Origin of the sequence: Mariniflexile jejuense, from assembly GCF_042675665.1 — a bacterium.
GTDB classification, from domain to species: domain Bacteria; phylum Bacteroidota; class Bacteroidia; order Flavobacteriales; family Flavobacteriaceae; genus Mariniflexile; species Mariniflexile jejuense.
In genome coordinates this window covers 278,056-304,279 of record NZ_JBHTJI010000042.1, presented here as the reverse complement: position 1 = coordinate 304,279, position 26,224 = coordinate 278,056, and the positions used below count along the sequence as shown (strand labels likewise).

Sequence of the window (26,224 nt, the reverse complement as noted above, 5' to 3'; positions counted from 1 at the left end):
ATATTTTAATACTTTTGATAAAATTCTTTTATGGTAGATAGATTAAATTTTTCAGAGTTCCTTTTTTGTATAAACACCAAGCCTTTAAGGGTTTTAGATGTTTCTATTCAAAACTTAAAATACATTAAATTAGATTTATCTGAAAGCAACAAAGAATTGCAAGCCGTAGATGTTTCTTCATCATCCAAATTAGAAATTTTTATAACCAATCATATAAAAAAGAACGATGGTATAGTTGCTTTTGGTGGCTATAATGAAACCAGAACTATTTATAAACGTAGTAATCATTTTAATTTACCTAGTGCCAATGAACGTAACATTCATATAGGAATGGATTTATGGTGTGACGCTAATTCACCTGTTTTTGTTCCGCTAGATGCTATAGTGCATAGTTTTAAAAATAATGCCAATTTTGGTGATTATGGTCCAACTATTATTTTAAAACATGAAATTGAAACGGTTGAATTTTATACACTTTATGGTCATTTAAGTTTAAAATCTATTGAACATTTGCAAGTTGGTCAGGTTTTTAAACAGGGAGATCAACTAGCTACTTTGGGTGATGCAACTATAAATGGCGATTACCCACCGCATTTGCATTTTCAAATAATTAAAGATATTGAATATTATAACGGAGATTATCCTGGTGTTTGCAGTAAAACCGATTTGAATTTTTATTTAAAAAATTGCCCAGACCCAAATTTACTATTAAAACTAGAGTTGTAAATTCTGTTTAAAATCAATAGAATTAATTAGTATCTATCAATTCAATTTTAGCATTTTGACCTTTTAAAGAATCTAAATACAATTCCATTTTAAATTCTGAAGTTCTAAATGCAGTAGTTCTGTTTTTAGCTTGTTCTTGTCTGGCAATACTTCTGGCAAAACGGCGAACTTTGTTTTTTGTATCTAAAATAATACCAGGAACAGGTACATTTTTGCCATTTTCATCTTTAGCAACCATTGTGAAATAAGATGAATTACAATGTTTTTTTTCGCCTGTTTGTATGTTTTCAGATTCTACTCTAACACCAATAACCATTGATGTTTTTCCAGTGTAGTTTACCGATGCTTTTAGCGTTACCAATTCACCAACTTCAATTGGGTTTAAAAAATCTACTTTGTTTACCGAGGCTGTTACACAATAGTTTCTTGAATGTTTAGAGGCACAAGCAAAGGCTATTTGGTCCATAAGTCCTAAAATGTAACCACCATGAATTTTACCACTAAAATTGGAGTGCGATGGTAGCATTAATTGTGTAATTGTTATCTGCGATTCTTCGGTTGTTCTAAGCATGATATTAAATTAAAGTCAAGTAGATAATTCCTGTTATTATTGCAATTCCAAAACTTATTAAAGTTCCTATTAAAATATATTCGGTTAATTGTCGGTGTTTTGATTCTTTTAAATCGCCAAATCTAAAAACCGATTTAGCAGTAATTAAAAAACCAACAGCTTCCCAGTGTCCAACTATTATAAAAATGAACACCAAAACCCGCTCTAAAATACCAATATATTTCCCTGCATCTTCTAACGATTCGTTATTTTTAGTAAGTTCTGAAATATTCCACTTTAAAAAAATGGTTTTCATAATTATAGACGTAGGAATTGTTAAAAACAGCAAACACATTACTAATAATAAGTTGGTTTCTGTAATACAATAGCTTAAATTGAAGTTGCTTTCGGTAAAGCTATAATAGCATATAAAAATGATTAAAACATGAAGTAATTGATCGATAAAAAATAAAAGGCGTTTTGTTTTTTTCTTCTGAATTAAAAGTTTTGTAGCATCAACTATAAAGTGAGTAATACCAATGGTTAAAATAATTGGCCATAATGAAGCATCCCAAAGAAAAATGCTAGTAAGTATTATATGAATTAATACGTGTAGATATAATTTATTCGATTTTATTTTTTTCTTTTCTTTTTCTTTCACCCATTTTTTTGGTTGAAGAAAAAAATCGCCTATAAAATGTGCTAATAACAGCTTTATTAAAATCATCATAATAAACTAATTTTATGTTTGTACATACGGTCTAGTTCTAATATTTCTTCTAAATGCGCACGCTTTTGACGGTTGCTTATAGCGTTTTGATTAATACCAACTAGTTTACCTAATTCACTTTGTAATGCGTTTGGATTTTCTATACTTAATTTTACTATTTCAGCTGAATTAACACTCCAATTATCCATAGTTATTAAGGCTAATTTGAAATATAAATTTAATTCGTTGTCTGTATTTTTGTGTTTGGTTTTAATTTTTAAGTTTTGTTTTTCTTTTTTTAAAGTTTCTAAAACTTCACCCGAAAAAACAAATGCATCACCGTTAGATTCTGTTACGTTTTTGCCATCATACGTTTTATTACCAATGCCAATTGCTAAGCGTACATCTAAACCTTTAATCATTTTTATGCATGCTTTTATGTATATGGCTGCTATAAAACTATAACTGGAATCTGTTATTTCTATTTGAAAACTATCGCCACGGTATAACTCCCAATATTTTGTTTCAGAACTTAAGTTTGATAACGCATTTTTTAATGTTCTTATCCATATCTCAGGTTCTTTTTGTTTTCTAGAGTTAATTATATCACCTGTAATTACGCTTGTCATAATCCTAAAGTTTAATATCACTTAATAAAGTGATAAACAAATATATCATTTAATTACATGATAAACAAATATATCACATATTTAAGTGATATTTGAATTGTTTTTAAGGTGTTATTTCTACTTTTGTGATGAAATATTTAGTATCTCCTAACCAAAATAATTTTTTATAACGTTCAAAATAGTGGAGTTTTACCATTTTTCCTTGAAAGTTATTTAAGTCTTCAATAACTTGTTTTTCGTTGTCTTCTACTGAAAATATAAAGGTTTGAGATTCTGAAACGCCTTGACTTATTTCGCCTTCCCAAGTTTTGAAAGCGATACCTTTGTGGCTAAATTTAACCAATTCGCCTGCTCGCACACCTTCGCTATAACTAACAAAATATAAAAAACAGAAATATGCTATAAATGCGAGTACTAATCCAATTCCAATTTTTATTAAAAGTTTCATCGTTTATTTTGTTAGTCAATATCTTTTTCGGCTCGTTTTATAATGTTTTCAGGAAGCGATTTTTTTGCTTTGGCACCAAGTTTTTTAAGTTTTTCAACGCTATTTATTAAGTTGCCACTACCATCAAATAACTTGTTCATTGCAGAATTGTAGTCAGATTTTGATGCGTCAATTTTTTTACCAATTCCAATTAAATCGCTCATTAAACCATCAAATTTATCATAAAGTGCACCTGCTTGTCGTGCAATTTCAATAGCATTTTGTTGTTGTTTTTCGTTATTCCACATGCTATCAATGGTACGTAGTGTTGCCAATAGGGTAGATGGTGTTACTATAACAATATTTTTTTCAAAAGCTTTGTTGTAAATACTATTATCGTCATTTACAACAACAGCAAAAGCAGGTTCAATAGGGATGAACATTAATACAAAATCGGGCGATTCAATATCGTATAAATCTTGATAATTTTTTTCTGAAAGTTGGTCAACATGTTTTCTAACAGAATTTACGTGCGCTTTTAAAAACTGTGGTTTATCATCGTCATCAGCATTTACAAAACGTTCATAATCAGTTAATGATACTTTACTGTCAATAATCATTTTTTTGCCATCTGGAAGATTTAAAACAACATCGGGTAAAACGCGTGAGCCATTTTCTAAAGTAAAGCTTTGTTGCACAAAATATTCTCTATCTTTCTCTAAACCAGATTTTTCTAAAACACGTTCTAAAACCAATTCGCCCCAATTTCCTTGCATTTTGCTATCGCCTTTTAATGCCCGTGTTAAATTGGTTGCTTCTTTTGTCATTTGTTGGTTTAGGTCTTTTAAACCTAACAATTGTTCTTTTAAAGCCGAATGCATGCTTATGCTTTCCTTTTGGGTTAAATCTACTTTATCTTCAAAGGTTTTTATTTTTTCTTGAAGTGGTTTTAAAATAGCATCAATATTTTCTTTATTCTTATTAGTGAATTTTTCCGATTTTTCTTCTAAAATTTTATTAGCCAACAATTCAAAATCTTTGCGAAGTTGCTCTTGGCGTTCTTCCAATTCTTTATCGCGTTTTAAATTTTGTTGTTGTAAATTTTCGTATTCGGTATTTTTTCTAGTTAATTCTGCATTTAAAAACTCTTTTTCTCTTCTAATTTCTTCACGTTCACTTTCAATTTTAATTGCGTTTTGTTTTAATTCATCAATTGTTAAACTCATTTGGTTTTGACGTTCTTCCAGAGTGCTTTGTTCACTTTTACTTTTTAGTTTGGTAATTGTCATGCCAATATAGGCACCAATGCCTCCTGAAATTAGAATTGCGAGAATTAGAATAAGGTTGTCGTTCATTAAAAAAAGGATTTATTCAAAGATATATTTTTTAGATTGAAGATGGAAGATGGAAGCCTGAAGTTTTTTTTGAATAGAGGCTAAGTGCAAACACTATTTACTTCTTCACCCTAAAACTTCCTGTTTTTTCATCAAAAGCAATTAAATCTTTTGGAAACAACGATTCAAAAGTTCCGTTTAAAATAAGATTACATGGCGTATCAGACACCACGTTTTTTTCTGTCATTACAATTAATTTATCGCATAATTGAATAGCTAAATCAACTTCATGCGATGAAAATAAAATGGTTTTTCCAGTTTCTTTAGCTAGTTTTTGAAGCAATTTTAAAATATAAGCTTTGTGATACATATCTAGATGCGAGGTAGGTTCATCTAAAATAATTAAATCGGTATCTTGTGCCAAAGCCCGTGCAATCATGACTTTTTGTAATTGACCATCACTTAATTCAAAGCATTTTTTATGCTTTAAATCGTCTATATTTGTTTGGTTTATGGCTTTGTTTGTAATGGTAATATCGTTTTCAGATAAGTTTCCAACCCAATTGGTATATGGTTGTCTTCCTAAAGCAACCAATTCAAAAACGGATAGGTTTTTAGACATCATGTGTTCGGTTAACACCAAGCTCATTACTTTGGCTAATTCCAGTGCAGGATATTGTTTTATAGACTTTTCATTAATAAAAACCTCGCCTTTTAGTTCATTTTGAACATTGGTAAGTGTTCGTAAAAGCGTTGATTTGCCAATACCATTGCCACCAACCAAACCAATTAATTCGCCTTTATGCAATTCAATATTAATATTAGAAGCAATAATGATGCGTTCTTTTTTAGAAGCGTAACCAATGGCTAAATCTTTGGTTTTTAAAATGATATGTTGGTTTTTTTTGTTCACTAATTCTTTAAGTTTTTTCTAAAAATCTAATAAGCCTAATTCAAAATATCATTTTTCGTTTTCTAACTAATAACCAAATTACAACTGGCGCACCTACTAGTGAAGTAATTGCATTAATTGGCAATGTATAATCACTATTAGGTACTTGGGCAATACTGTCGCAAATAAGCATAACTATTGAACCAAATAAAAAAACAGCAGGCAATAATATTTTATGGTTTGACGTATTAAAAACTTGACGTGTTAAATGCGGAATTGCCAACCCAATAAATGCAATTGGTCCAGTAAAAGCGGTAATAGTACCAGCTAACAAACTTGTTGCTATGATGATGGCTAGCCTGCTTCTGCTAATATTCAAGCCCAAACTTTTGGCATAGTTTTCACCTAAAAGTAAGGTGTTTAATGATTTTACTGATGCCAAACTAATTACAATGCCAAGGGTGTAAATTATAAAGAAAACAACTAATTCATCCCACGATAAATTACCTAAACTACCAAAACCCCAAAAAATATACTGTTGTAATTGTTGTGCAGAACCAAAATATGAAAGTACACTAACAATTGCGGCTGTAATGCTAGCAAACATAAGTCCAATAATTAGTATTGCCATAGTATCGCGTACTTTTAATGATACCATTAAAACCGCCAATAATACTAAAAAACTACCCAAACTAGCCGCAATAACAATAGACCATTTTGATATTAAAAATGTTGCAAAAACACCTCCAAAAACAGAAGAACCTAAAATAATTAAAGCAACACCCAAACTTGCACCAGAACTTATACCAAGTACAAACGGACCAGCCAAAGGGTTTCTAAATAGTGTTTGCATTAATAAACCAGAAATGCCTAACCCAGAACCAACTAAAATAGCTGTAAAAGCTTTGGGTAATCGGTAATTTTGAATAATATGTTGCCAAGTTTCTTGTTCTGTAGAACTGCCAATTAAGCTATTAAAAACATCTTTAAAAGGAATATAAACCGAACCTAAACTTATGTTTGTAAAAAAACAAGTTATAAGTATAATGGTTAATACTAAAAATGATAGCTTGTATGTATTTGTATTTGGCAATTAATTTAATGGTTTAAAAAAATAAAGATCATAATTTTTTAAGAGTTCTGGATGGCAAATTTTAATTAGATCTTTTAAAACAAAATCTGGACGTGTAATTCCAAGTTCAAAATACAAAATACCACCAGATGTTCCCGTAGTATTTATTGAAGAATAAATGTTGTTTTTTTGAAAAGCCTTAAACATAGCATGGTGCGAATTTGCATTTTTAAGAGCTTGTTTACTAATATAATTTGAAGGGCTTAACCAAATATCGGCGTCTTTAGCTTTAGAAAAAACCCTTTCAAAATTAAGCGATAAACTACCAGTGCCTTCTGAATCATGCCATAAATAATTAGTATTAGCATCTTTTAAAATTTGTGCTTCGGTACTGTTGCCATTTGGTAAAAACCAAACATCATTATGCATGGCACCACTTAATATTGTTGGTTTTGTTTTTGCGTTTTTTGCTAGTAGTTTTGCTTCTAAATAATTGGTTTTTATGGTATTAAAAATAGCGTTAGCTTCTTTTTCCTTATTAAATAATGCGCCAAAAAACTTAATCCATTCAGCTTTTGCTAAAGGCGATGCTTCAACCCAATCACCATTAAAAATTACAGGAATACCAGATTTTTTTATGGTTTCAAACGTTCTGTTAGGACCATCAATACCAAAACCAATTACTACATTAGACTTTAATTCTAGCAAAACTTCAGTATTTATACCTTCATTTTTACCAAGTTCTCTAACCAAATTATTATCTATTCTGTTTCTTGTTTTTTCAGAAGAAATGTAATCTGTTCCAGGAAAACCAACCAACGTTTGTTCTACATTTAATAACTCTAAAGCAGGAATGTGCGTTGTACTTGTAACAACTATTTTTTTTATAGGAATTTCAATAACGTCATCAAAACGCACTTTTTCTGTTCTCCAAAAATTGGCATCATAATTTTTTTTCAAAAGTGCAAATCGGTATGTTTTTTCAGCTTTTGGCCACGGGTTTTTTATTTCTAAAATCTTATAAGTACCATAATCTGTAACCGAAAAGCCTTTTGCGTAGCTTAATTCTAATTCTTCGCCAGTAATAGCTTCTGTTAATTGTTTTTTAGGTTCACTTTTACAACTAAAAAGAAAGCATAGAATTGTAATTAGTAGGAATTGTTGTTTCATTACCATAAGATGACATTTGTCATTTTTAAATGTTTCTAGGCATGTTATTTTTGATGAAAATATTAACCATGCGAGACGGTTCAAATTTAACAATATATATAGTAGCTGTTGTTATAATTGCTCATTTTTTAATTGGATTTATTTATCTAATTTATAAAATGACAAAGAAAAAGTAAGCTATTGTGAACTGTTTCTAAAGTTAATATTTACATTTGCATCGAAATTTGGTTTTGTTCATTTCACGTGAATAAATTAAAAGGGAATCAAGTGAAAAGATTAATGATTGATTATTAGTGATTAACGAATTTTGAATAAAAATTCTGAAATCAATAATCTGTAATTCGTTATTCTTCATTCTTGAACTGTACCCGCAACTGTAGGCTATAAAGCTTCATGCTAAACTTCAATGTCACTGAAGATTTTTTCTTTGGGAAGACCAAGCATGAAGACGCAAGTCAGGAGACCTGCCATTTTCAAAACAAATAAGTTAAACTTTCGGGATAAAAGTTTGCGTATGTAATCCATGCGATTCTCGAGTAATTATTCATTAAAAATGAACAAAAAAACACATGTTTTTGGTGTACTATGTTTTGGTATGTCATTGGTTGGTTTTGCACAACAAGAAGCAGATTCAACAAAAGTAGAACAACTAAATGAGGTTGTTATTTCAGATTCACGTTTTGCTTTGAAGCGTGAAAATTCAGGAAAAACGGTTATTAAAATTTCTAAAAAAGAGATTGAAAATAGCCAAGGACGAAGCATTTCAGAATTAATTAATGCTAAAAGTGGTATTGAAATTAATGGAAGTAGAAGTGCTGAAGGTCAAAATTTAGGTTACTACATTCGTGGTGGTAATAACAGACAAGTTTTGGTGCTTGTTGACGGTATTCAAGTGAATGATCCATCATTAGTTTCAAATGAATTTGATTTGCGCCTGTTAGATTTAAATACTGTTGAATCTATCGAAATTATTAAAGGTGCAGCAAGTACACTTTATGGAAATGCCGCTGCAACCGCAGTAATTAGTATCACCACAAAAAAAGCATCTAAAAAAACCATTTCAGGTAACTTTTTAACAGTTGTTGGTACAAATCAATCGCAAGACGATTTGAATTATAATGCATCAAGTTTTACAAACAATGTTTCGGTAAACGGAAGCACAAATAAATTAAGCTATTTAGCAAGCTTTGGAAACAGATATGTTGATGGATTATCGGCAGCTAAAGCTGATAATGCTGAAAAAGATGCCTTTTCAAGATATACTACCAATGTAAAAATTGGCTACCAAATAACAAATGCTTTTGAAATTACAGCTTTAGCAAGTTACGATAATTTAAAAACGGATATTGATGGTTATCCTGCGCCAACATACGCGCCAGGAGATACCTTTGATAGTTATGCAACCGACCAAACTAGAATTGCTTTGGCACCAAAGTTTAGCTACCATAATGGAAACATCCAAATTAATGCAGCTTATTCTAAAATAAACAGAGAAACAATCTCAGATTTCCCAACAACAAATGAATCTGAAACCTATGTGGTTGATGCTTTCAATAAATACGTTTTTAATAAAACGTTTTATACCATTATTGGGGTAAATCACTCTAATTTTAAAAGTTTGTTTGCAACTCAAGAAAGCTTTTCAAATACAGACCCATACATAAACGCTGTTTATGTGTCTAGTTTTGGCTTAAATTTAAATGCTGGCGCACGTTTTAATAACCACAGTGCGTATGGTTCTAAACTAGTTTATAGCTTAAATCCGTCGTATAGTTTACCTGTAGAAACAGGATATTTTAAATTGATGGGTTCTTATGCAACATCATTTATAGCACCTAATTTATCGCAATTATTTGGTTATTTTGGTGCAAATCCAGATTTAGAACCAGAAGAAAACATAACAATTGAAGGTGGTATAGAATTTTCAAATAGAAACGGATTTAGAATTAATGGGTTATACTTTAACAGAAAAGAAGAAAATTCAATTATTTATACAACCGGCTATATGAATGCGACAACCAATGCTACTGTGCATGGTGTAGAAATAGAAGCTGAAGTTAAATTAATTGAAAATTTAGCAATTAGCACAAATTATACGTTTACTGAGCTAAAAGAAGGTTCGCGTTTACGATTACCTAAGCATAAGGTAAATGCTAATCTTGGGTATAATTTTTCAAACAACACGTTTGCATCTTTAAACTATCAGTTTGTTAGTAGTAGAAATGATACCGATTATGCAACATACCAAGTTGTTAAACTGGGCGATTTTTCATTATTTGATTTTTATTTCAGTCAGAAATTAAAAAATAATAAGTTGAAATTGTTTGTAGGTGTAACAAATATTTTAAACAAAGATTATATTGAAATAGTAGATTTTACAACCAAAGGAAGAAACGTTAATTTAGGATTGAATATTAATTTATAAAAAAGCAAAAAGCCCAGTTTAATTTCAACTGGGCTTTTTTTATTTCAATCTTTTTATCAACTCATTTGGCAGTTTTTTGTAAATATGCATCTCGTTTGCATGCGGTTCAAAGCTATTACTATCTTTAAACGCTTTAATGGTTTCAACCTGTTTTGATTTTATAGCAGATAGTTTGCTTATAGATCCATCAATTGTAGCCAAAGCAGCAGCTAATAGTTTTTCGTTTTCGTCACCAATAATGCCTAAATTTAGGTAGCTTTCTTTAAGTTCAATATCGGGTGTTAAACCGTTAAAATAATCTGTATTTCCAACTTTATTTAACGATTTAAAAATAAGTGGTTGCATAGCGTATGCATGATTTGGGTTAGCACCATCACGTCCAAAATCATCAGAATCATATAATGTTGTTGATGCTTGGTATTTTCCAGTAGTAAAATCGCCTATATGTACAACATTTATGTATGGGTCTAAACTATTTATAATAAGTTCACTGGCTGAAGCTGATGCATTTGTTGCTAAAACATAAACCTTATTAAGGTTTAAACTGTTTAATGCTGCACCTTTATTGTTGTTAGTAAAACGGTTAATTAATAACTCTGGGTTTTCGTTTTCAAAAGCTTGTTGAAACTCGGTATTCCATTGTTCAGTACTAAAAATTTCACCATTAAATTGCCCAGTAATCATGCTTGATAATATAATGGCTGAATTTACAGAACCACCAGGGTTATATCTTAAATCTAAAATAAGGTGTTTTACATTGTTGGCTTTAAAATTGGCAAAAACAGCATTAAGTTGCGTATCATAATTAGCTGTAAACCCATTATACATTAGGTAACCAACATTTTCACCTTTTACTGTAAATATTTTAGTTTTATAAATAGGGTTTTCAGCATATTGAACTTTATTGAGCGTAATACTTGTATTGTTGGAAACCACCGTGTCATCAGTGTTTTCTGGTGTTCCATTGGTATTATAAGTAGCTAAGTTTATTGTGTAAGAACTTGGTGCAATTAAACTTGTATAATTACTTGTGGTTAAAGGCGTGCCATTTATAGCATTAAAAACATCACCACGTTTTAAACCTTTGCTTTCGGCATCACTGCCATTTAAAACCAAACGCACTATACCAATTAAATTTGTGGAGCTATTAGGTTGTAAAAATAGCCTAAACTCCATGCCATTACTGGTTGAAACACCACTAAATAATTGTTCTAAAGCTATATAATCATCAACTATCCAACTGTATTTATCTATGCTTTCTCGTTCGTAAATTAAGCTTTCAAATAAATCTTCAGGCTTAGAAAAACTACGTAAATACTCAGCATAAGTTTTGTTTGAAGTAAATCTATTGTTAGCCAAGTCAGGAATATTGTCTTTATACAGGTAAAAAACATTCATACCTTTCCAAACAAAATCATTTATCTCACTAGCAGATACTTGGGTGTCATCTTTATCTTCATAACAACTAGTGGTAAAAACCGATATAGCACATAGTAGGATTAGGGCTTTTAGTGTTTTCATAACAACTTAGGCTAAAAAGGTTTAATATGAAAAGCATAAATATGTTTAATAAACATGGTTTATAGTGATTTATTAAGTTTTAAAGTTTTATACATACCTTTTCCTAGTGGTGTAAAATCTTTTTTATCAGCAACTGGTTCAACATCTATACTAATTAATTTACTAGTATTTTTATTGTTAATTTTGGTTGTAGATCCTGTAATTAAGGCTATTGCTTTTTGTAAGTAGGGTTCGTTAATATCACCTAAAACACCTAAATTAAGTATATTTTCACCTTCAGCAGTAGTACCTGAACTTGTTTGATAAGTAATTAAATGGTCAGGAATTAGACCATTGTAATAATCAGATATACCTTTAGCATTTGCGGATTTTAAGACTAAAGGTTGTAAAGCATAAGTGTGTCTAGGATTTGCATTGTCTCTTCCAAAGTTAGGAGAATCATACAAAGTAACCGAGGCGGTATATTTACCAGTTGTATTTGTTCCAATTTGTATTACATTAATGTAGGCATCTAAACAGTTTATTACTAATTCGCTTGCAGAAGCAGAACCTTTGGTAGTTAAAACATAAATCTTATTTAAATTAAGTGATGTTATGGGTGTACTGTCAGATAATTTATCAGTAAAACGGTTTATTAAGTCTTCAGGAAAATTAGTTTGAAAATAAGCTTGATATTTAGAATTCCATTGTTCTTTAGAAAAAATTTCACCATTGAATTGTCCTGTTATCATACTTGATAAGTAAATAGCAGAACTAACTCGACCTCCTGGATTGTATCTTAAATCTAATACTAGTTCTGTTATACCTTGAGATTTTAATTCAGCAATGGCGTTATTTAGAGCAGTATCAAAATTGGCTATAAAACTATTATACATTAAGTAACCAATTTTTATATTATTTACTTCAATAACTTTGTTTATTAATATGGGGTTTTCGGTGAATTCTGATTTTGTAAGGCTAACTATCTTTCCATTTAAAGAAATAGTATTGTTTATAATATTCGCCATACCTAAAGTATAAGTGTCGTTATTCCCAAATAATAAATTAGCATAATTATTAACAGTTAGTTGTTCTCCATCAACAGTTAAAAAAAAATCACCTCTTTTTATATTTTTAGTAGAGGCATTTGAATTATTAGCAACATATCTAACGTAACCAAAAACATTATCTGAACCAGAAAAACGTACTAAACCAAAATCTAATCCGTCAGTTTTTGTTGTGCCTTCAAATGAATTTTCTAGTGCAATATAATCATCAACTAAAAAGCTAAATTTGTCAATCACATCTTTTTTATATAACAAAGAATTGAATAAATTTTCTGGAGTATTATATCCATTTAAAAAGGTATAGTAATCGTGTTGGGAAGCAAATTTATCATCTGCTAAATTAGGTACATTTTGTTGCCATAAGTAAACCTCATTTAAACCAGCCCAAACAAAATCATTAATTTCATTGTTTAAAGCAACTGGCGTTGTTTCTATTAATTCTTCTGTTTCAGTTTCATCTTTTTTACTACAACTTGTAAAAGTATTGGTAAAAAAAAATGAAATAATTAATAAATTTAAAAGTAGCTTTTCTATTTTCATGAATCGAAATTTTAAAATCCTTAACTGTAAATGTAATTACATTATTATATAATTAAAAATATTTTGTAACAAATTAGATTATCGTTCGTCGTAATATCAAATAACCTTACTAAGGGTTCTTTTAAACCAACCAAAACAAACCAAAAAAATGACTCAAACAGAGTTTTTAAATATTGTGATGCCTTTTAAAGATAAAGTATTTCGTTTGGCAAAACGTTTGCTAGTATCTACTGAGGAAGCTGAAGATGCTACACAAGAGGTATTGTTGAAGTTATGGAGTAACAAAACAAAAATTGAAGATTATAAAAACGTTGAAGCATTTTCAATGACTATGACTAAGAATTTTTGTTTTGATAAATTAAAATCAAAGCAAGCACAAAATTTAAAAATTGTGCATAATAATTATGAAGATGGTAATGCATCTTTACAAAAACAAGTTGAGTTAAATGATAGTGTAACTTGGGTAGAAAAAATAATTGAAGACTTGCCCGAACAACAAAAATTAGTCATTCAATTACGAGATATAGAAGAGTATGATTTAGATGAGATTGCAAAAATGTTAGACATGAATAATACTGCAGTACGTGTAGCCTTATCTAGAGCTAGAAAAACAATAAGAGAAAAATTAACTAATACACATAATTATGGTATTAAATAGTATAGAAAAGTTACTAGAAAAGTATGAAAACGGAGAAACATCGCTTAAAGAAGAGCAGCAGTTAAAAAACTATTTTTCGCAAGAAACTGTAGCGCCACATTTAGAAATGTACAAACCTATGTTTCACTATTTTTTAGTAAACCAACAAGAACAATTTACTAAAGCCCTTCCATTAAAAACTAAAAAGGTATTTAACTATAAATGGATTGCTGTTGCCGCTGTTGTTGTTCTTACACTAGGGTATTATTTTAAAACACCAGTTGTTTCTTCTTATGAAGAATATGCTTATGGAACCTATAATAATCCTGAAGATGCGCTTAATGAAGTTACAAAACATTTAGAAATGATTTCAACTCATTTTAATAAAGGAGTTTCAACCGTAAATTACCTTGATGAAGTAAAAAAAGGGACATCAACACTCGATTATTTAAATGAAATTGAAAACACAAAAAGCATCATATTTAAATAAATACAAAAAACGAGCTGAACGTTTTTCAGTAAAAAGTCGAACAAATTAATATTAAAAACAAGTAAAAATGAATAAGAAAATAATAGTATTAGTAATGGCAATTATGTTATTGCCGCTATCAGGAATGGCACAAGATATTTTTGAAAAATATAGTGATAATTCCGATGTAACCTTTGTATCCATAAAACCAAAAATGTTTCAAATGATTGCAAAAATGGGCATTAATGAAGGCGATCCTGAAGCAAAAGCTTATATGGATATGGTAAAAAGTATTACCAGTTTTAAAACAATAATGACTGATAATAAAACTATTTCTGCCGACATAAGTAAATGGGTAAAATCGCGTTCTGGTTCTTTAGAAGAGCTTATGCAAGTAAAAGATAACGGTTCGGAAGTGAAATTTTATGTAAAAGAAGGTAAAGATTCCAACCATGTTAAAGAGCTTTTAATTTTTGTAAACGGCATAGATAAAGTTATTAAAGAATCGGTTGATATTAATGGGCAGCAACGCCGAATTGAAACTGTAATTGTGTCGCTTACTGGTGATATTAATTTAAATGAAATCTCTAAATTAACCGAAAAAATGAATATACCAGGTGGTAGTCATTTAGAGAAAAAGAAAAAATAAATCATCAATTATGAATCGAACAGTTAAATATGTTATAACAATTCTATTTACAGCATCATTTTTAGTGAGTTGTAATGATAGTGGTAGTTTACAACGCTATTTTGTAGATAACCAAGAGTCTAAAAATTTTATAACACAAGATATTCCAATTACAATGCTGAATATAGATGAGTCTAAATTATCTAGCGAGCAAAAAGCAGCTTATAATTCAGTAAAAAGGTTAAATTTTTTAGGCTTTAAGGGAAATGAAACCAATGCTGAAACTTTAAAATTAGAATTAGCAAAAGTTAAAACAATTTTAAAAGATGAAAAATATAACGACCTCATGGAGTTTAGTGACAAAGGAAACAAAGTAGTTGTGAAATATGTTGGTACTGATGATGTTGCAGATGAAGTTATTGTTTTTGGAAGCTCGAAAGAATTAGGATTCGGAATTGTTCGTTTATTAGGTGATGATATGAGTCCTGATAAAATGGTAACTTTAGTAAGCGTTTTACAAAGTGCCAATGTTGATGAAGGAAAAGTTAAAGATATTATGAATTTCTTTAAGTAACTTATAATAATGTTAATAGAGAAAAGGTTTGCCAAATTTGGCAAACCTTTTTTATTTTAAATCGTTTTGTTCTTCTTTTTTTGATTTGGAATAGACTACAAAAAAGTTAGCTAAAATCACTAAAAAAATAATGGTTAAAATGGTTTTAACAATGTAATTATCTAAAACATCTAAAATACCAGACACAAAAATTCCAACAGCTACAAAGCCACAAAGTATTAAAGATTGTCTGTCGTTAAGCATGATTTTAAATTAAATTCCTGTGTAATTACTAGGTGTAATACGTTTTAATTCGTCTTTTATTGTGTTAGATACCTCTAAAGTATCAATAAAATTTGAAATAGATGTTTGGTTTATTTTTTCGTTGGTACGTGTTAAACCTTTTAAAGCTTCATATGGATTTGGATATGCTTCACGACGTAAAATAGTTTGAATAGCTTCGGCAACTACCGCCCAATTGTTTTCCAAATCTTCAGCAAATTTTGATTCATTCAACAATAATTTATCTAAACCTTTTAAAGTAGATTTAAAACCAATAATAGTATGCCCAAAAGGAACGCCCACATTTCTTAAAACGGTACTATCAGTTAAATCGCGTTGTAATCTTGAAACAGGTAGTTTTCCTGATAAGTATTCAAAAAGTGCATTTGCAATGCCTAAATTTCCTTCGCTATTTTCAAAATCAATAGGGTTTACTTTGTGTGGCATTGCAGAGCTTCCAACTTCACCTGCTTTAATTTTTTGTTTGAAATAATCCATAGATACGTATGTCCAAATATCTCGGTTTAAGTCAATTATAATGGTGTTAATGCGTTTTAATGTATCAAACAATGCCGCCATATGGTCGTAATGTTCAATTTGCGTTGTTGGAAATGAGTGGTGTAAGCCTAATTTTTCTTGAACAAATTTGCTTCCAAAAGCCTTCCAATCAATGTTTGGGTATGCTACATGGTGTGCGTTAAAATTTCCTGTTGCACCACCAAATTTAGCAGCACTTGGTATATCATTCAATAAATTAAACTGTTCTTGTAGCCTAACTACAAATACTTCAATTTCTTTACCAAGTCGGGTTGGAGATGCCGGTTGTCCGTGGGTTCTAGCCAACATTGAAATTGCAGCCCAATCTTTTGATAATGTTTTTAGTTTGTTTAAAACAATAGTATATTCTGGAACATAAACCGTGTTTACAGCTTCTTTTATACTTAAAGGAATGGCAGTGTTATTTATATCCTGCGACGTTAATCCAAAATGAATAAACTCTTTAAATGGAGATAAACTTAAAGCATCAAATTTTTCTTTTATAAAATATTCAACGGCTTTAACATCATGATTTGTAACACTTTCAATCTTTTTTATGGCTAAAGCATCTTCCGTAGAAAAATTCTTGTAAATAGCTCTTAAATCATCAAATACACTTGCATTAACACCTTTAAGTTGTGGTAACGGAATTTCGCAAAGTGCAATAAAATATTCGATTTCAACAAGAACACGATATTTTATTAAGGCTTCCTCAGAAAAAAAAGGTGCTAATTCGTTTACTTTACTTCTATAGCGTCCATCAATTGGTGAGATGGCGTTTAATGATGATAATGGCATGTGTTATTTGGTTTTTTTGAAGTTGCAAAGATATGAAATAGATTGACGAATGACGATTAACGATTGATGATTTTTAAAGTTGAAAAAAAGACGTGTTAAAAGTAGAAATCTATATGCAGTATTTAAATTTAGCAAGTATTTTTTAGTTTTTTTAAAATGCGTTTTGCTCTCACTTTATATCCAGCACTTTGCGATTGAAAATCTTGCTTTAATATTTCAACCAATTGTGGATGAACCCAAGAAAACTCTTTTCCGAGTAAATATAAGGCATCCATAGCATAGGCTTTTGCAGCAATTTTTTGGTTGCCTATCATCCAATCAAAACAGGCTTCAATTATTAGTTCTTTGTGTTTGCTTTTTAAGGTATCTGGTTTGCTGTTACTGTGTTTTTGGGCTATAAAAAAACAGATTTTAGCCATAGGTCTAATGGAAGAATCTAGATGAAGTTTTTTTAAATTAGCCGTAAAATCATCTAAATAAGGAATTATAGCATAACTGTTTTTTTCGCAAACAAATTCCAAAACCCAAGCAGCACGACACGATGTTTTATCATTAACCATAAAAACAATATCCAAAAGCTTTGGTAATATGGTTAAATCATTCAAAACCAAATTTGCGTATTTTAATCTATCTGCACGCGAAGCGGTTATTGAAGATAATTCTGGGTATAATGCAGCTAAAATCATTTATATTTTGCTATTTTTAATGCTTAAATTATCGAAAATATTTAACTAAGAACATTTAAAACTAATTATTTAAAAATATATATCCACATGAAATTAGCAAAAAAAATCGCATTATTCTTATTAGTAGTATTTGTTATTGCACAATTTTTTGGACCTGAAAAAAATGAAGGGGATTTAGCATCTATCGATGCGTTTTATGCAGAAACTAATCCGCCAGCAGATGTAAAACAAATTTTGGAAGTAGCTTGTAATGATTGCCATAGTAACGTAACCAAATATCCATGGTATAACAACATTACACCTGTAAATTATTGGTTGGCAGCACATGTAAAGGATGGAAAAAAACATTTCAACATATCAAATTGGGAAGGCAATTCGGTAAAACGTAAAGACCATAAATTTGAAGAACTTATTGAAATGGTTGAAGAAAAAGAAATGCCTTTAGAATCTTACACTTGGGCACATTCTGAAGCAAAACTAACAGATGCACAAGTAAAAGCTGTCATAGATTGGGCAAAAAGAGTTCGTGTAACCTATAGTTTAATGCCGCAACCAGAGTAGGTTTTTAAATGAGATATCTAAAAATCGAACAATATAATGCGTAAGCATCTATTAATTATTGGTTTTGTGTGGCCAGAACCTAAAAGTTCTGCGGCTGGTAGTAGAATGATGCAATTGATTAATTTTTTTCAATCAGAGAATTATCAAATTACATTTGCAAGCCCATGTGCAAAAAGCGACAATGCATTTAACTTAGAAACTATTGGTGTTTTGCAAAAAACAGTTGAATTAAATAATTCAAGTTTTGATGTTTTTGTAAAGCAATTAAACCCAAATGTTGTATTGTTTGACCGTTTTATGATGGAAGAACAATTTGGTTGGCGCGTTGAAGAACAATGTCCAAATGCTATTAGAATTATAGACACCGAAGATTTACATTGTTTAAGAAAAGGCAGACATCAAGCGTTTAAAGATGGAAATCTATTTGATAAATCGTATTTATTTAACGATTTTGCTAAACGCGAAATAGCAAGTATTTATAGAAGCGATTTAAGTATTATTATTTCTGAAGTTGAACTGGATATGCTTAAAAACGACTTTAATGTACCCGACGATTTATTAGTGTATTTACCCTTTATGCTAGATGAAATTAAAGAAGAAACGATTCAAACGCTTCCAAAATTTAAAGAAAGAAATCATTTTATAACCATTGGAAATTTTTTGCATGAACCTAATTACAATGCAGTTCTGTATTTAAAAGAAACCATATGGCCATTAATAAAAAAGCAACTTCCTAAAGCCGAAATGCATGTTTATGGTGCATATGCTTCTCAAAAAGTAAATCAACTTCACAACCAAAAAGATGGTTTTTTAATTAAAGGATTTGCTAATAATGTGAATGAAGTAATGCAACAAGCTAAAGTATGTTTAGCACCTGTAAGGTTTGGCGCAGGTTTAAAAGGAAAATTAATTGATGCTATGCAAAATGGTACACCAAGTATAACAACTTCAATTGGAGCAGAAGGGATGTATGGTAATTTAGACACTAATGGTTTTGTTGAAGATGAACCTGAAGTTTTTGCAAACAAAGCAGTTTTATTACATGAACATGAAAATATTTGGGATGAAAAACAGCAAAACGGATTTAAAATAATAAACAAACGTTTCAATAAGGTAGAATTTCAAAAACAATTCGCTCTTGTTTTAGAAGAAACAAGGCAACAACTTCACCACAAACGCCTAAACAACTTCACAGGACAAATGCTACAACATAATACCATGCAAAGCACCAAGTTTATGAGTAAATGGATTGAAGAAAAGAATAAAAAAGATTAATTACTAGCTATGTTTAACCACTGAAAACTAGAAATTTTTATACCAAAAGTACAGTCATCTTGACAACCATTCGGTATATAATAGCAATCTTTTATAAGGTTGTTATTGTCAACATTAAATGTAATGCTGTTTGAGTCTGAATCAACTGATAAATAAGCGCTTAAACAGGTTTCATAAAGCGCATCAATTGTAACTGCTATTGCTCCCGAATCATGTTCGTTTAAAGTTTCAGCATTTTCAGTGTAAGATTCAAAAACTAATCTATTTTCATAGCCAATATAGTTGTTGTTTTTATCAAAAACTGAAAAAGCTTCGTACATTCTTGAAATAACAATATTATTTACAATTGTAATTGTGGTATTAGTGCCAAACCCAAAAACAGAACTAGAGCTTACGGTATATTTATAAGAGTTTTCATATAAATTTTTTAAGGTATTCCAATCGTTTAAACTCGATTTGTATTTTGCTATACTTTTGGATTTTGAAGTGTTATTTGTGTCGCAACTTAAATTCAAGGTAAAAAAAGAGGTAATAAAAAATAATAGAATCAGTTTTTGTTTCATGGTCAGTTTTTATTATCTAGATGTGTAAAAAGGGAAAAGGTTGCGTAAGAATTTTTAATTAAGCTTCAACTTCACTTTTCTTTATTTTTCTGTAAGTAAACGAATTGAAAATATTGCGTTTTGCAAAGCGTGTTAATTTGTCAGATTGACAAAGTTTAATATACAAAGCTTTATTAACACCAAAGTATTCATACGTATTACCATCTAAAAAAGTAATTTCTAAAACCAAACCTTTATGTTGCCAATCTATAATTGGACTATTAATGGTTTCGTTATATTCATCTAAATTAGCCGCTTTGGTTTCTGGTGCAATACTCACTAAAAAATGGTAACCATCTATAATTTGACGACTCATTAATTCGGCTTCAATAGCTTTTTCATCACTAGCTTGAAACTTATCTGGATGCCATTCTTTTACTAAATTTCTATAACTAGATTTTAGTTGTTTAAGGTCAATATCTTTTTCAACGTTAAATAATTTTTTGTATTCGTTGATGCGCTTCATAGTGTGATTTTTTTAAAACAAGGCGCGAATATACTATTTTTTAAGATACTAGATATCAGATAAAAGACAAAAGATAATAAGTTTAAATTGAGCGTTATTTTCTGAGTGCTAAAATCTTATGTCTATCATCTAAAATCTAACTTCTTTTTATAGCTTTGCAACTTTAAAAAATTACTATGATTTCAGTTGATAATTTAGCAGTAGAATTTGGCGGAACAGCCTTATTTAGTGAGGTATCTTTCACCATAAATGAAAATGATAAAATTGCCCTTATGGGGAAAAATGGTGCAGGTAAAAGTACCATGATGAAAATTGTTGCAGGCAAGCAAAAAGCAAGTCGCGGTAATGTACGCTACCCAAAAGATGCTGTAATAGCTTATTTACCACAACATTTATTAACTGAAGATAATTGTACCGTTTTTGAAGAGGCATCAAAAGCTTTTGAACATGTTTTTGAAATGCGTGATGAAATGGAACGCTTAAACAAAGAATTGGAAGTAAGAACCGATTATGAGTCTGATGACTACATGAAAATTATAGAAAAGGTTTCCGATTTAGGTGAAAAATACTATGCTTTAGAAGATGTAAATTATGATGCCGAAGTAGAAAAAGCTTTAACAGGTTTAGGTTTTAAACGCGATGATTTTACCCGATTAACCAGCGAATTTAGTGGTGGTTACCGTATGCGAATTGAGTTGGCTAAAATTTTACTACAAAAACCAGACTTAATTCTTTTAGATGAGCCTACTAACCATATTGATATTGAATCGGTAATTTGGTTGGAAGATTTTTTGTTGAACAAAGCCAAAGCAGTCATGGTTATTTCGCATGATAAAGCCTTTATTGATAATATTACAAACCGAACCATAGAAGTAACTATGGGTCGTATTTACGATTATAAAGCCAACTATTCACACTATTTACAACTACGCGAAGATAGACGAGCACACCAAGTAAAAGCTTACCAAGAACAACAAAAATTTATAGCTGATAATGTGGCGTTTATAGAACGTTTTAAAGGAACATACTCAAAAACCAACCAAGTTACATCGCGAGAGCGTATGTTGGAAAAACTGGAAATTATAGAAATAGATGAAGTAGATACTTCGGCGTTAAAATTACGTTTCCCACCAGCACCACGTTCCGGCGATTATCCAGTAACGGTAAAAGATTTATCAAAATCGTATGACGATCATGTGGTGTTTAAAGATGCTAACATGTCTATATCCAGAGGTGAAAAGGTATCATTTGTAGGTAGAAATGGTGAAGGAAAATCTACCATGATTAAATCTATTTTAGGAGAAATAGATTTTGAAGGCAAATGTGCTTTAGGACACAATGTTAAGGTTGGTTATTTTGCACAAAATCAAGCATCGTTATTAGATGAAAATTTAACTATTTTCCAAACGGTTGATGAAGTTGCCGAAGGCGATATCCGCACACAAATAAAAACCATATTAGGAGGTTTTATGTTTAAGGGCGATGATATTGATAAAAAAGTAAGTGTGCTTTCTGGTGGTGAAAAAACCCGATTAGCTATGGTGAAATTGCTTTTAGAACCTGTCAATTTGTTAATTCTGGATGAGCCAACAAACCATTTAGATTTAAAATCGAAAGATGTTTTAAAGGAAGCTTTAAAGAATTTTGATGGTACTTTAATACTTGTGTCACACGACCGCGATTTTCTTCAAGGTTTATCACAAAAAGTATTTGAGTTTAAAGACCAACGTGTTATTGAACATTTTGAAACTATTGACGATTTCTTAATTAGAAACCGAATTGAGAATTTAAAACAGATTGATTTAAAGAAGTAACATGCTTATTTTTAATTAATTAATGCTTTCGGATAAATTAACACCTATTATTTCTATATATTTAATAGGAATTAATATATTTGTGAAAAATAATTAAGAAAATTATGTTTAGATATAAGCTGATTAGTTTGTTACTTGTGTTTTTTGCTATAGCAAAAGTGCATGCTCAAAAAAATATAGAAAATCAGCAATTGTTATGGTTGCGCTATAACCTAAAATTAAAATTAAACGATTCTTATCAAATAACACAAGAATTTGATGAACGTAATTTTGTGTCACCATGGCGCCAACATCAATTTTTAGCAAGAACACGTTTAGAACGCATATTTAATACCCGTTGGAAAGCTGCAGTGGGTTTTACAGTTATAGAGCAGTCATTACCAACAAATCCTGAAGTTAAAAACTATTACAATATTACAGAGTTAACGCCACAATTTGAAGTTTACAACAAACAAACATTGTCAAATAAATTAGCCTTAGAACACCGGTATTGGACAGATTTTAGGTTTTTTGAGCAGCCAGATGGAAGCTTCGAATTTAATAATTTAAGAGCAAGGTATCGATTAGAATTACAATATAATGTTATTCAAAATGTAACATTAAAAGCTTTTGATGAAGTTTTTATAAATGCTGGAGGAAAAATTGTAAACAATGTGTTTGACCAGAATCGAGTAGGAGGAAGTATTCAATACATGCCTACAAAAATTATGGGACTTGAATTGGGTTATTTTAATGCGTTTCAGCAAAGGCCATCAGGTGTTGATTTTTATAACAGGAACGTCGTTCGGTTTACTATTCATCACAATGTAAATTTGAAAAAATTAAAAAATCACGCTTAAAATAGTTGGTGAAAATTAATTTTCTTTAGCTATTTGCTCAACTTTCACTAAATGTTTTATGGGATATACAGCTGGTCCATATTGGTTAAATAATGGCACATCGGCTGCATCTCTTCCATAGCCTATAGATACGTAACCACCTTTTTTGCCAGATTGTGTAGCATCAAAAATATACCAGCGTCCGCCAACAAAAGCTTCAAACCACGCATGCATATCCATAGGTTCTAAATTATGTAAATAGCCTACCACCAAACGCGCAGGAATGCTTAAACTTCTGCAAAGTGCAATTCCTAAATGCGCTAAATCTCTACAAACGCCACATTGCTTATTGTTTACTTCAATAGCAGAAATAGCATAATCGCTACTACCTGGTATGTAGCTAATTGTATTACATAACCAAGATTCTATAGCTACAACTTGGTTGTAACCTGGTAAAGCATTAGCAGTAATGGCATTTGCTAAATCACTAAATCTATCCGATTCACAAAATCTGCTTGGTAATAAATAACTTAAAACGGTATCTGGTAAATTTTGTATTTCTACAAAAGGCGCATCTGGAGCTTCATCTACATAGGTTGCTGTTTTAATTTCAGCTTCAGTTTGAATAGAAAATAAACCAGAAGGTGCTATAACACGTTGGCATAAATTACCAAAGGCATCGGTATATTCATAAGCTTGAATATTAGGTTCTATTTTGTACGATTCTCTTGCTACCCATTGTTGTGCGCCACTTCTAGGGCGTAACATTAAGATAAAAGGTGTTGGTATTTCTATATCAAAAACCAAATCGAAACTAACACGTAACCACATACTTTTTAAAGTATTACAAAAATTATGGTATTCACTAATAGACCATTGGGTCAAAAGTATATGATTTTTAAAAGAAAGAAGTTAAATTTTCTATATTAATTTATGTAAGATTTTAAATTACTAACAAAAAGAAGCACAGAAATTATTAAATTATGAACGGGTTAATAGATTGAATAATTGACTAACACCAATAGTTGCTTTTTCTGCAATAACCGTTAAATGCTTTTTACTAGCAATATTTGGTTTTAGGTCAATAAAATAAGTAGGCGTATTTTCGGGTACATAATGCATTAAACCAGCAGCAGGATAAACTTGCATAGAAGTACCAATAATTACTAAAACATTGGCAGTTTCACATATGTTTATAGCAGTTTCAATCATTGGAACATCTTCCCCAAACCATACAATATGCGGACGAAGTTGATGTCCATTTCTACACAAATCACCTAAAAGCAAATCGGTTTTCCATTCAAAAACATCAGTTTCATTAATGGTACTTCTTACTTTTAATAATTCACCGTGTAAATGAATTACATTGGTACTTCCTGCACGTTCGTGTAAATCATCTACATTTTGGGTAATGATGCTTACTTTAAAATGAGTTTCTAAGCTAGCTAAATCTTTGTGAGCTTGGTTAGGTTCTACTTCAAATAATTGTTTTCTACGTTGGTTATAAAAATTTAAAACTAATTCAGGATTTGCCGCAAAACCTTCAGGTGTTGCAACTTCCATCACATCGTGTCCTTCCCACAACCCATCGGCATCTCTAAAGGTTTTAATACCACTTTCGGCACTTATACCTGCGCCAGTTAATACAACTATGTGTTTTTTCATTTAATAAAAATAAACAAATTTTCCGTTAATGTGAGGTGTGAAGCAATCTGTTAATTCTGAATTTAATAAATTTAAGAGAGAATGTTACAGGTTTACTTCAATCAAATTTCCTTAGTAATGCCAAAATGTTTATTATTTTTGATTCATGATAGACACAAAATTACTAGGCCATTTAGAAACCTTTTTAACAGATTCTAGAAAAGAAAAATTTGAAAAAGTTTTAGCACAACGCACCAAACATTTTACGGTAGCCACAGAAGATGTGTATCAATTACATAATACAAGTGCGGTAATAAGAAGTTGTGATGTGTTTGGAATTCAAGAAGTTAATATAGTTGAAGAGCGAAACTCTAAACGCATAGACAGAGAAATTGCTATGGGCGCACAAAAGTGGGTTGATTTGAATAGGTTTCATACAGTTAAAGATTGTATTGCCAATTTAAAAGCAAATGGCTATCAAATAGTTGCAACCACGCCACATACTAACGATTGTGAATTACATGATTTTGATGTAACTAAAAAATCATGTTTTTTCTTTGGAAGAGAAACCGAAGGACTTTCTGATGATGTTTTAAATGCAGCAGATTGTTATTTGAAAATCCCTATGGTTGGTTTTACTGAAAGTTTAAATATATCGGTATCGGCAGCCATCATTTTACAGCATGTTACTACCAAATTGAGACAATCAAATTTAAATTGGAAACTAACTGAAAATGAAGTGATTGAAAAGCGTTTAGATTGGATAAAAAAAACAATAAAAAGTTATGATGATATTGTGGCTAGATATTATGCTGAATAACTTTTTTTTGTACATTTAATATTCTAAAAACTAGTAAGTTATGATGATAGTGTTTTATATTTTAAGTGCTATTGTTTTTTTGTTAATTATTTTGGTGTTGATAGCTCCCAAACAGTATGATATTAAAAGACATATAGTAATTAACAAACCAAAAAATGAAGTTTTTCAGTATTTAAAATTCATCAAAAATCAAGATGAATGGTCGCCTTGGAAAAAGAAAGACCCAAATATGAAACAAACATTTTTAGGTGAAGATGGTCAAGTAGGCTTTATTTCAAAATGGCAAGGCAATAAAGATGTAGGAATGGGTGAACAAGAAATTTTAAGCATTAGTGAAAATGAATATATTAAAACAAAATTGCGTTTTTTGAAACCTTGGAAATCTGAATCAGATGCTTATTTAACTATTGAAAGTTTAACAAGTGGTATTACTACAGTAACTTGGGGGTTTTCAGGTAAAAACCCAATACCATTTAATATTTTTATGTTATTTTTTAATATAGATAAAACCGTTGGAAAAGATTTTGAAGAAGGTTTAACTAGTTTAAAACAAATATTAGAAAAATAAAAACAAACGTATAAACATAAAAAAG

Annotated in this window: 29 protein-coding genes and 1 riboswitch; of the genes, 12 read left to right on the top strand and 17 right to left on the bottom strand. The window is 30.3% G+C overall.

Going from position 1 to position 26,224, the window contains the following annotated elements:
- Positions 1 to 30: 30 nt before the first annotated feature.
- Positions 31 to 726: a peptidoglycan DD-metalloendopeptidase family protein gene (locus tag ACFQ1R_RS14370; RefSeq protein WP_379926974.1), complete on the top strand. Its 696-nt coding sequence runs from the start codon at positions 31 to 33 to the stop codon at positions 724 to 726.
- A gap of 22 nt (positions 727 to 748) precedes the next feature.
- Here the strand turns inward: ACFQ1R_RS14370 and ACFQ1R_RS14365 are convergent, their stop codons facing one another.
- From ACFQ1R_RS14365 to ACFQ1R_RS14330, 8 genes are all read right to left on the bottom strand, one after another.
- Positions 749 to 1,297, bottom strand: a complete 549-nt coding sequence (locus tag ACFQ1R_RS14365) for an acyl-CoA thioesterase (protein ID WP_379926973.1) — start codon at positions 1,295 to 1,297, stop codon at positions 749 to 751.
- Positions 1,298 to 1,301: 4 nt separating this feature from the next.
- The gene (locus ACFQ1R_RS14360) at positions 1,302 to 2,006 is read right to left on the bottom strand and encodes a DUF3307 domain-containing protein (protein ID WP_379926972.1); all 705 of its coding nucleotides are present in this window, start codon (positions 2,004 to 2,006) and stop codon (positions 1,302 to 1,304) included.
- The gene (locus tag ACFQ1R_RS14355; RefSeq protein WP_379926971.1) at positions 2,003 to 2,614 is read right to left on the bottom strand and encodes a transcriptional regulator; all 612 of its coding nucleotides are present in this window, start codon (positions 2,612 to 2,614) and stop codon (positions 2,003 to 2,005) included. The genes ACFQ1R_RS14360 and ACFQ1R_RS14355 overlap by 4 nt, the downstream gene beginning before the upstream one ends.
- A 103-nt stretch (positions 2,615 to 2,717) precedes the next feature.
- Complete coding sequence (locus ACFQ1R_RS14350; protein ID WP_379926970.1) at positions 2,718 to 3,062, bottom strand: 6-phosphogluconate dehydrogenase; 345 nt, start codon at positions 3,060 to 3,062, stop codon at positions 2,718 to 2,720.
- Positions 3,063 to 3,073: 11 nt separating this feature from the next.
- A complete protein-coding gene (locus ACFQ1R_RS14345; RefSeq protein ID WP_379926969.1) occupies positions 3,074 to 4,396 on the bottom strand; it encodes a DNA recombination protein RmuC in 1,323 nt (440 codons plus the stop codon).
- Between the two features lie 97 nt (positions 4,397 to 4,493).
- Positions 4,494 to 5,288, bottom strand: a complete 795-nt coding sequence (locus ACFQ1R_RS14340; RefSeq protein ID WP_379926968.1) for an ABC transporter ATP-binding protein — start codon at positions 5,286 to 5,288, stop codon at positions 4,494 to 4,496.
- Positions 5,289 to 5,328: 40 nt separating this feature from the next.
- Positions 5,329 to 6,360: a FecCD family ABC transporter permease gene (locus ACFQ1R_RS14335; RefSeq protein ID WP_379926967.1), complete on the bottom strand. Its 1,032-nt coding sequence runs from the start codon at positions 6,358 to 6,360 to the stop codon at positions 5,329 to 5,331.
- The gene (locus ACFQ1R_RS14330) at positions 6,361 to 7,509 is read right to left on the bottom strand and encodes an ABC transporter substrate-binding protein (protein ID WP_379926966.1); all 1,149 of its coding nucleotides are present in this window, start codon (positions 7,507 to 7,509) and stop codon (positions 6,361 to 6,363) included.
- Positions 7,510 to 7,717: 208 nt separating this feature from the next.
- A riboswitch (cobalamin riboswitch) is annotated at positions 7,718 to 7,995 on the top strand.
- Between the two features lie 67 nt (positions 7,996 to 8,062).
- Between ACFQ1R_RS14330 and ACFQ1R_RS14325 the strand changes: the two genes are divergently transcribed.
- Positions 8,063 to 9,934 (top strand): TonB-dependent receptor plug domain-containing protein, encoded by a 1,872-nt coding sequence (locus ACFQ1R_RS14325; RefSeq protein ID WP_379926965.1) that lies wholly within the window; start codon positions 8,063 to 8,065, stop codon positions 9,932 to 9,934.
- 39 nt (positions 9,935 to 9,973) lie between these two features.
- Here ACFQ1R_RS14325 and ACFQ1R_RS14320 read toward each other — a convergent pair whose 3' ends face one another.
- Complete coding sequence (locus tag ACFQ1R_RS14320) at positions 9,974 to 11,455, bottom strand: S41 family peptidase (RefSeq protein ID WP_379926964.1); 1,482 nt, start codon at positions 11,453 to 11,455, stop codon at positions 9,974 to 9,976.
- 59 nt (positions 11,456 to 11,514) lie between these two features.
- Entirely contained in the window at positions 11,515 to 13,041 is a 1,527-nt protein-coding gene (locus ACFQ1R_RS14315) for a S41 family peptidase (protein WP_379926963.1), read from the bottom strand.
- A 148-nt stretch (positions 13,042 to 13,189) separates the two neighbouring features.
- Between ACFQ1R_RS14315 and ACFQ1R_RS14310 the strand changes: the two genes are divergently transcribed.
- The 4 genes from ACFQ1R_RS14310 (at position 13,190) to ACFQ1R_RS14295 (ending at position 15,349) form a co-directional block, all read left to right on the top strand.
- Positions 13,190 to 13,699, top strand: coding sequence for an RNA polymerase sigma factor (locus ACFQ1R_RS14310; RefSeq protein WP_379926962.1), 510 nt, complete (start codon positions 13,190 to 13,192; stop codon positions 13,697 to 13,699).
- Entirely contained in the window at positions 13,686 to 14,168 is a 483-nt protein-coding gene (locus ACFQ1R_RS14305) for a hypothetical protein (RefSeq protein WP_379926961.1), read from the top strand. The genes ACFQ1R_RS14310 and ACFQ1R_RS14305 overlap by 14 nt, the downstream gene beginning before the upstream one ends.
- A 67-nt stretch (positions 14,169 to 14,235) precedes the next feature.
- Positions 14,236 to 14,796: a DUF4252 domain-containing protein gene (locus ACFQ1R_RS14300; protein ID WP_379926960.1), complete on the top strand. Its 561-nt coding sequence runs from the start codon at positions 14,236 to 14,238 to the stop codon at positions 14,794 to 14,796.
- 10 nt (positions 14,797 to 14,806) lie between these two features.
- Complete coding sequence (locus ACFQ1R_RS14295; protein ID WP_379926959.1) at positions 14,807 to 15,349, top strand: DUF4252 domain-containing protein; 543 nt, start codon at positions 14,807 to 14,809, stop codon at positions 15,347 to 15,349.
- Positions 15,350 to 15,400: 51 nt separating this feature from the next.
- On the opposite strand, the gene ACFQ1R_RS14290 is transcribed toward ACFQ1R_RS14295, so the two are convergent.
- From ACFQ1R_RS14290 to ACFQ1R_RS14280, 3 genes are all read right to left on the bottom strand, one after another.
- A complete protein-coding gene (locus ACFQ1R_RS14290; RefSeq protein ID WP_379926958.1) occupies positions 15,401 to 15,592 on the bottom strand; it encodes a hypothetical protein in 192 nt (63 codons plus the stop codon).
- A 9-nt stretch (positions 15,593 to 15,601) separates the two neighbouring features.
- Positions 15,602 to 16,945: an adenylosuccinate lyase gene (gene purB / locus ACFQ1R_RS14285; protein WP_379926957.1), complete on the bottom strand. Its 1,344-nt coding sequence runs from the start codon at positions 16,943 to 16,945 to the stop codon at positions 15,602 to 15,604.
- 128 nt (positions 16,946 to 17,073) lie between these two features.
- Positions 17,074 to 17,631 carry an adenylosuccinate lyase gene (locus ACFQ1R_RS14280; RefSeq protein ID WP_379926956.1) on the bottom strand — a complete coding sequence of 186 codons (558 nt, stop codon included), beginning with the start codon at positions 17,629 to 17,631 and terminating at the stop codon, positions 17,074 to 17,076.
- A gap of 87 nt (positions 17,632 to 17,718) precedes the next feature.
- On the opposite strand from ACFQ1R_RS14280, the gene ACFQ1R_RS14275 reads away from it, so the two are divergent.
- Both ACFQ1R_RS14275 and ACFQ1R_RS14270 read left to right on the top strand, forming a co-directional pair.
- Positions 17,719 to 18,192: a heme-binding domain-containing protein gene (locus ACFQ1R_RS14275; protein ID WP_379926955.1), complete on the top strand. Its 474-nt coding sequence runs from the start codon at positions 17,719 to 17,721 to the stop codon at positions 18,190 to 18,192.
- 36 nt (positions 18,193 to 18,228) lie between these two features.
- On the top strand, positions 18,229 to 19,467 hold the full coding sequence (locus tag ACFQ1R_RS14270) for a glycosyltransferase (RefSeq protein ID WP_379926954.1): 1,239 nt from the start codon (positions 18,229 to 18,231) through the stop codon (positions 19,465 to 19,467).
- Here ACFQ1R_RS14270 and ACFQ1R_RS14265 read toward each other — a convergent pair.
- Positions 19,464 to 20,030 (bottom strand): hypothetical protein, encoded by a 567-nt coding sequence (locus ACFQ1R_RS14265; RefSeq protein WP_379926953.1) that lies wholly within the window; start codon positions 20,028 to 20,030, stop codon positions 19,464 to 19,466. The genes ACFQ1R_RS14270 and ACFQ1R_RS14265 overlap by 4 nt on opposite strands.
- A 58-nt stretch (positions 20,031 to 20,088) precedes the next feature.
- The gene (locus ACFQ1R_RS14260) at positions 20,089 to 20,535 is read right to left on the bottom strand and encodes a KTSC domain-containing protein (protein WP_379926952.1); all 447 of its coding nucleotides are present in this window, start codon (positions 20,533 to 20,535) and stop codon (positions 20,089 to 20,091) included.
- Positions 20,536 to 20,711: 176 nt separating this feature from the next.
- On the opposite strand from ACFQ1R_RS14260, the gene ACFQ1R_RS14255 reads away from it, so the two are divergent.
- Positions 20,712 to 22,349, top strand: a complete 1,638-nt coding sequence (locus ACFQ1R_RS14255) for an ABC-F family ATP-binding cassette domain-containing protein (protein WP_379926951.1) — start codon at positions 20,712 to 20,714, stop codon at positions 22,347 to 22,349.
- A gap of 104 nt (positions 22,350 to 22,453) precedes the next feature.
- On the top strand, positions 22,454 to 23,188 hold the full coding sequence (locus ACFQ1R_RS14250; protein WP_379926950.1) for a DUF2490 domain-containing protein: 735 nt from the start codon (positions 22,454 to 22,456) through the stop codon (positions 23,186 to 23,188).
- Between the two features lie 15 nt (positions 23,189 to 23,203).
- Here ACFQ1R_RS14250 and ACFQ1R_RS14245 read toward each other — a convergent pair whose 3' ends face one another.
- Together ACFQ1R_RS14245 and ACFQ1R_RS14240 are read right to left on the bottom strand one after the other, a co-directional pair.
- Complete coding sequence (locus tag ACFQ1R_RS14245; protein WP_379926949.1) at positions 23,204 to 23,998, bottom strand: transglutaminase family protein; 795 nt, start codon at positions 23,996 to 23,998, stop codon at positions 23,204 to 23,206.
- Between the two features lie 150 nt (positions 23,999 to 24,148).
- Complete coding sequence (locus ACFQ1R_RS14240) at positions 24,149 to 24,832, bottom strand: SIR2 family NAD-dependent protein deacylase (protein WP_379926948.1); 684 nt, start codon at positions 24,830 to 24,832, stop codon at positions 24,149 to 24,151.
- 145 nt (positions 24,833 to 24,977) lie between these two features.
- Here ACFQ1R_RS14240 and ACFQ1R_RS14235 point away from each other — a divergent pair, with 145 nt between their 5' ends.
- The gene (locus ACFQ1R_RS14235) at positions 24,978 to 25,631 is read left to right on the top strand and encodes a TrmH family RNA methyltransferase (protein ID WP_379926947.1); all 654 of its coding nucleotides are present in this window, start codon (positions 24,978 to 24,980) and stop codon (positions 25,629 to 25,631) included.
- Between the two features lie 40 nt (positions 25,632 to 25,671).
- Positions 25,672 to 26,199 (top strand): SRPBCC family protein, encoded by a 528-nt coding sequence (locus ACFQ1R_RS14230; RefSeq protein WP_379926946.1) that lies wholly within the window; start codon positions 25,672 to 25,674, stop codon positions 26,197 to 26,199.
- Positions 26,200 to 26,224: the final 25 nt, after the last annotated feature.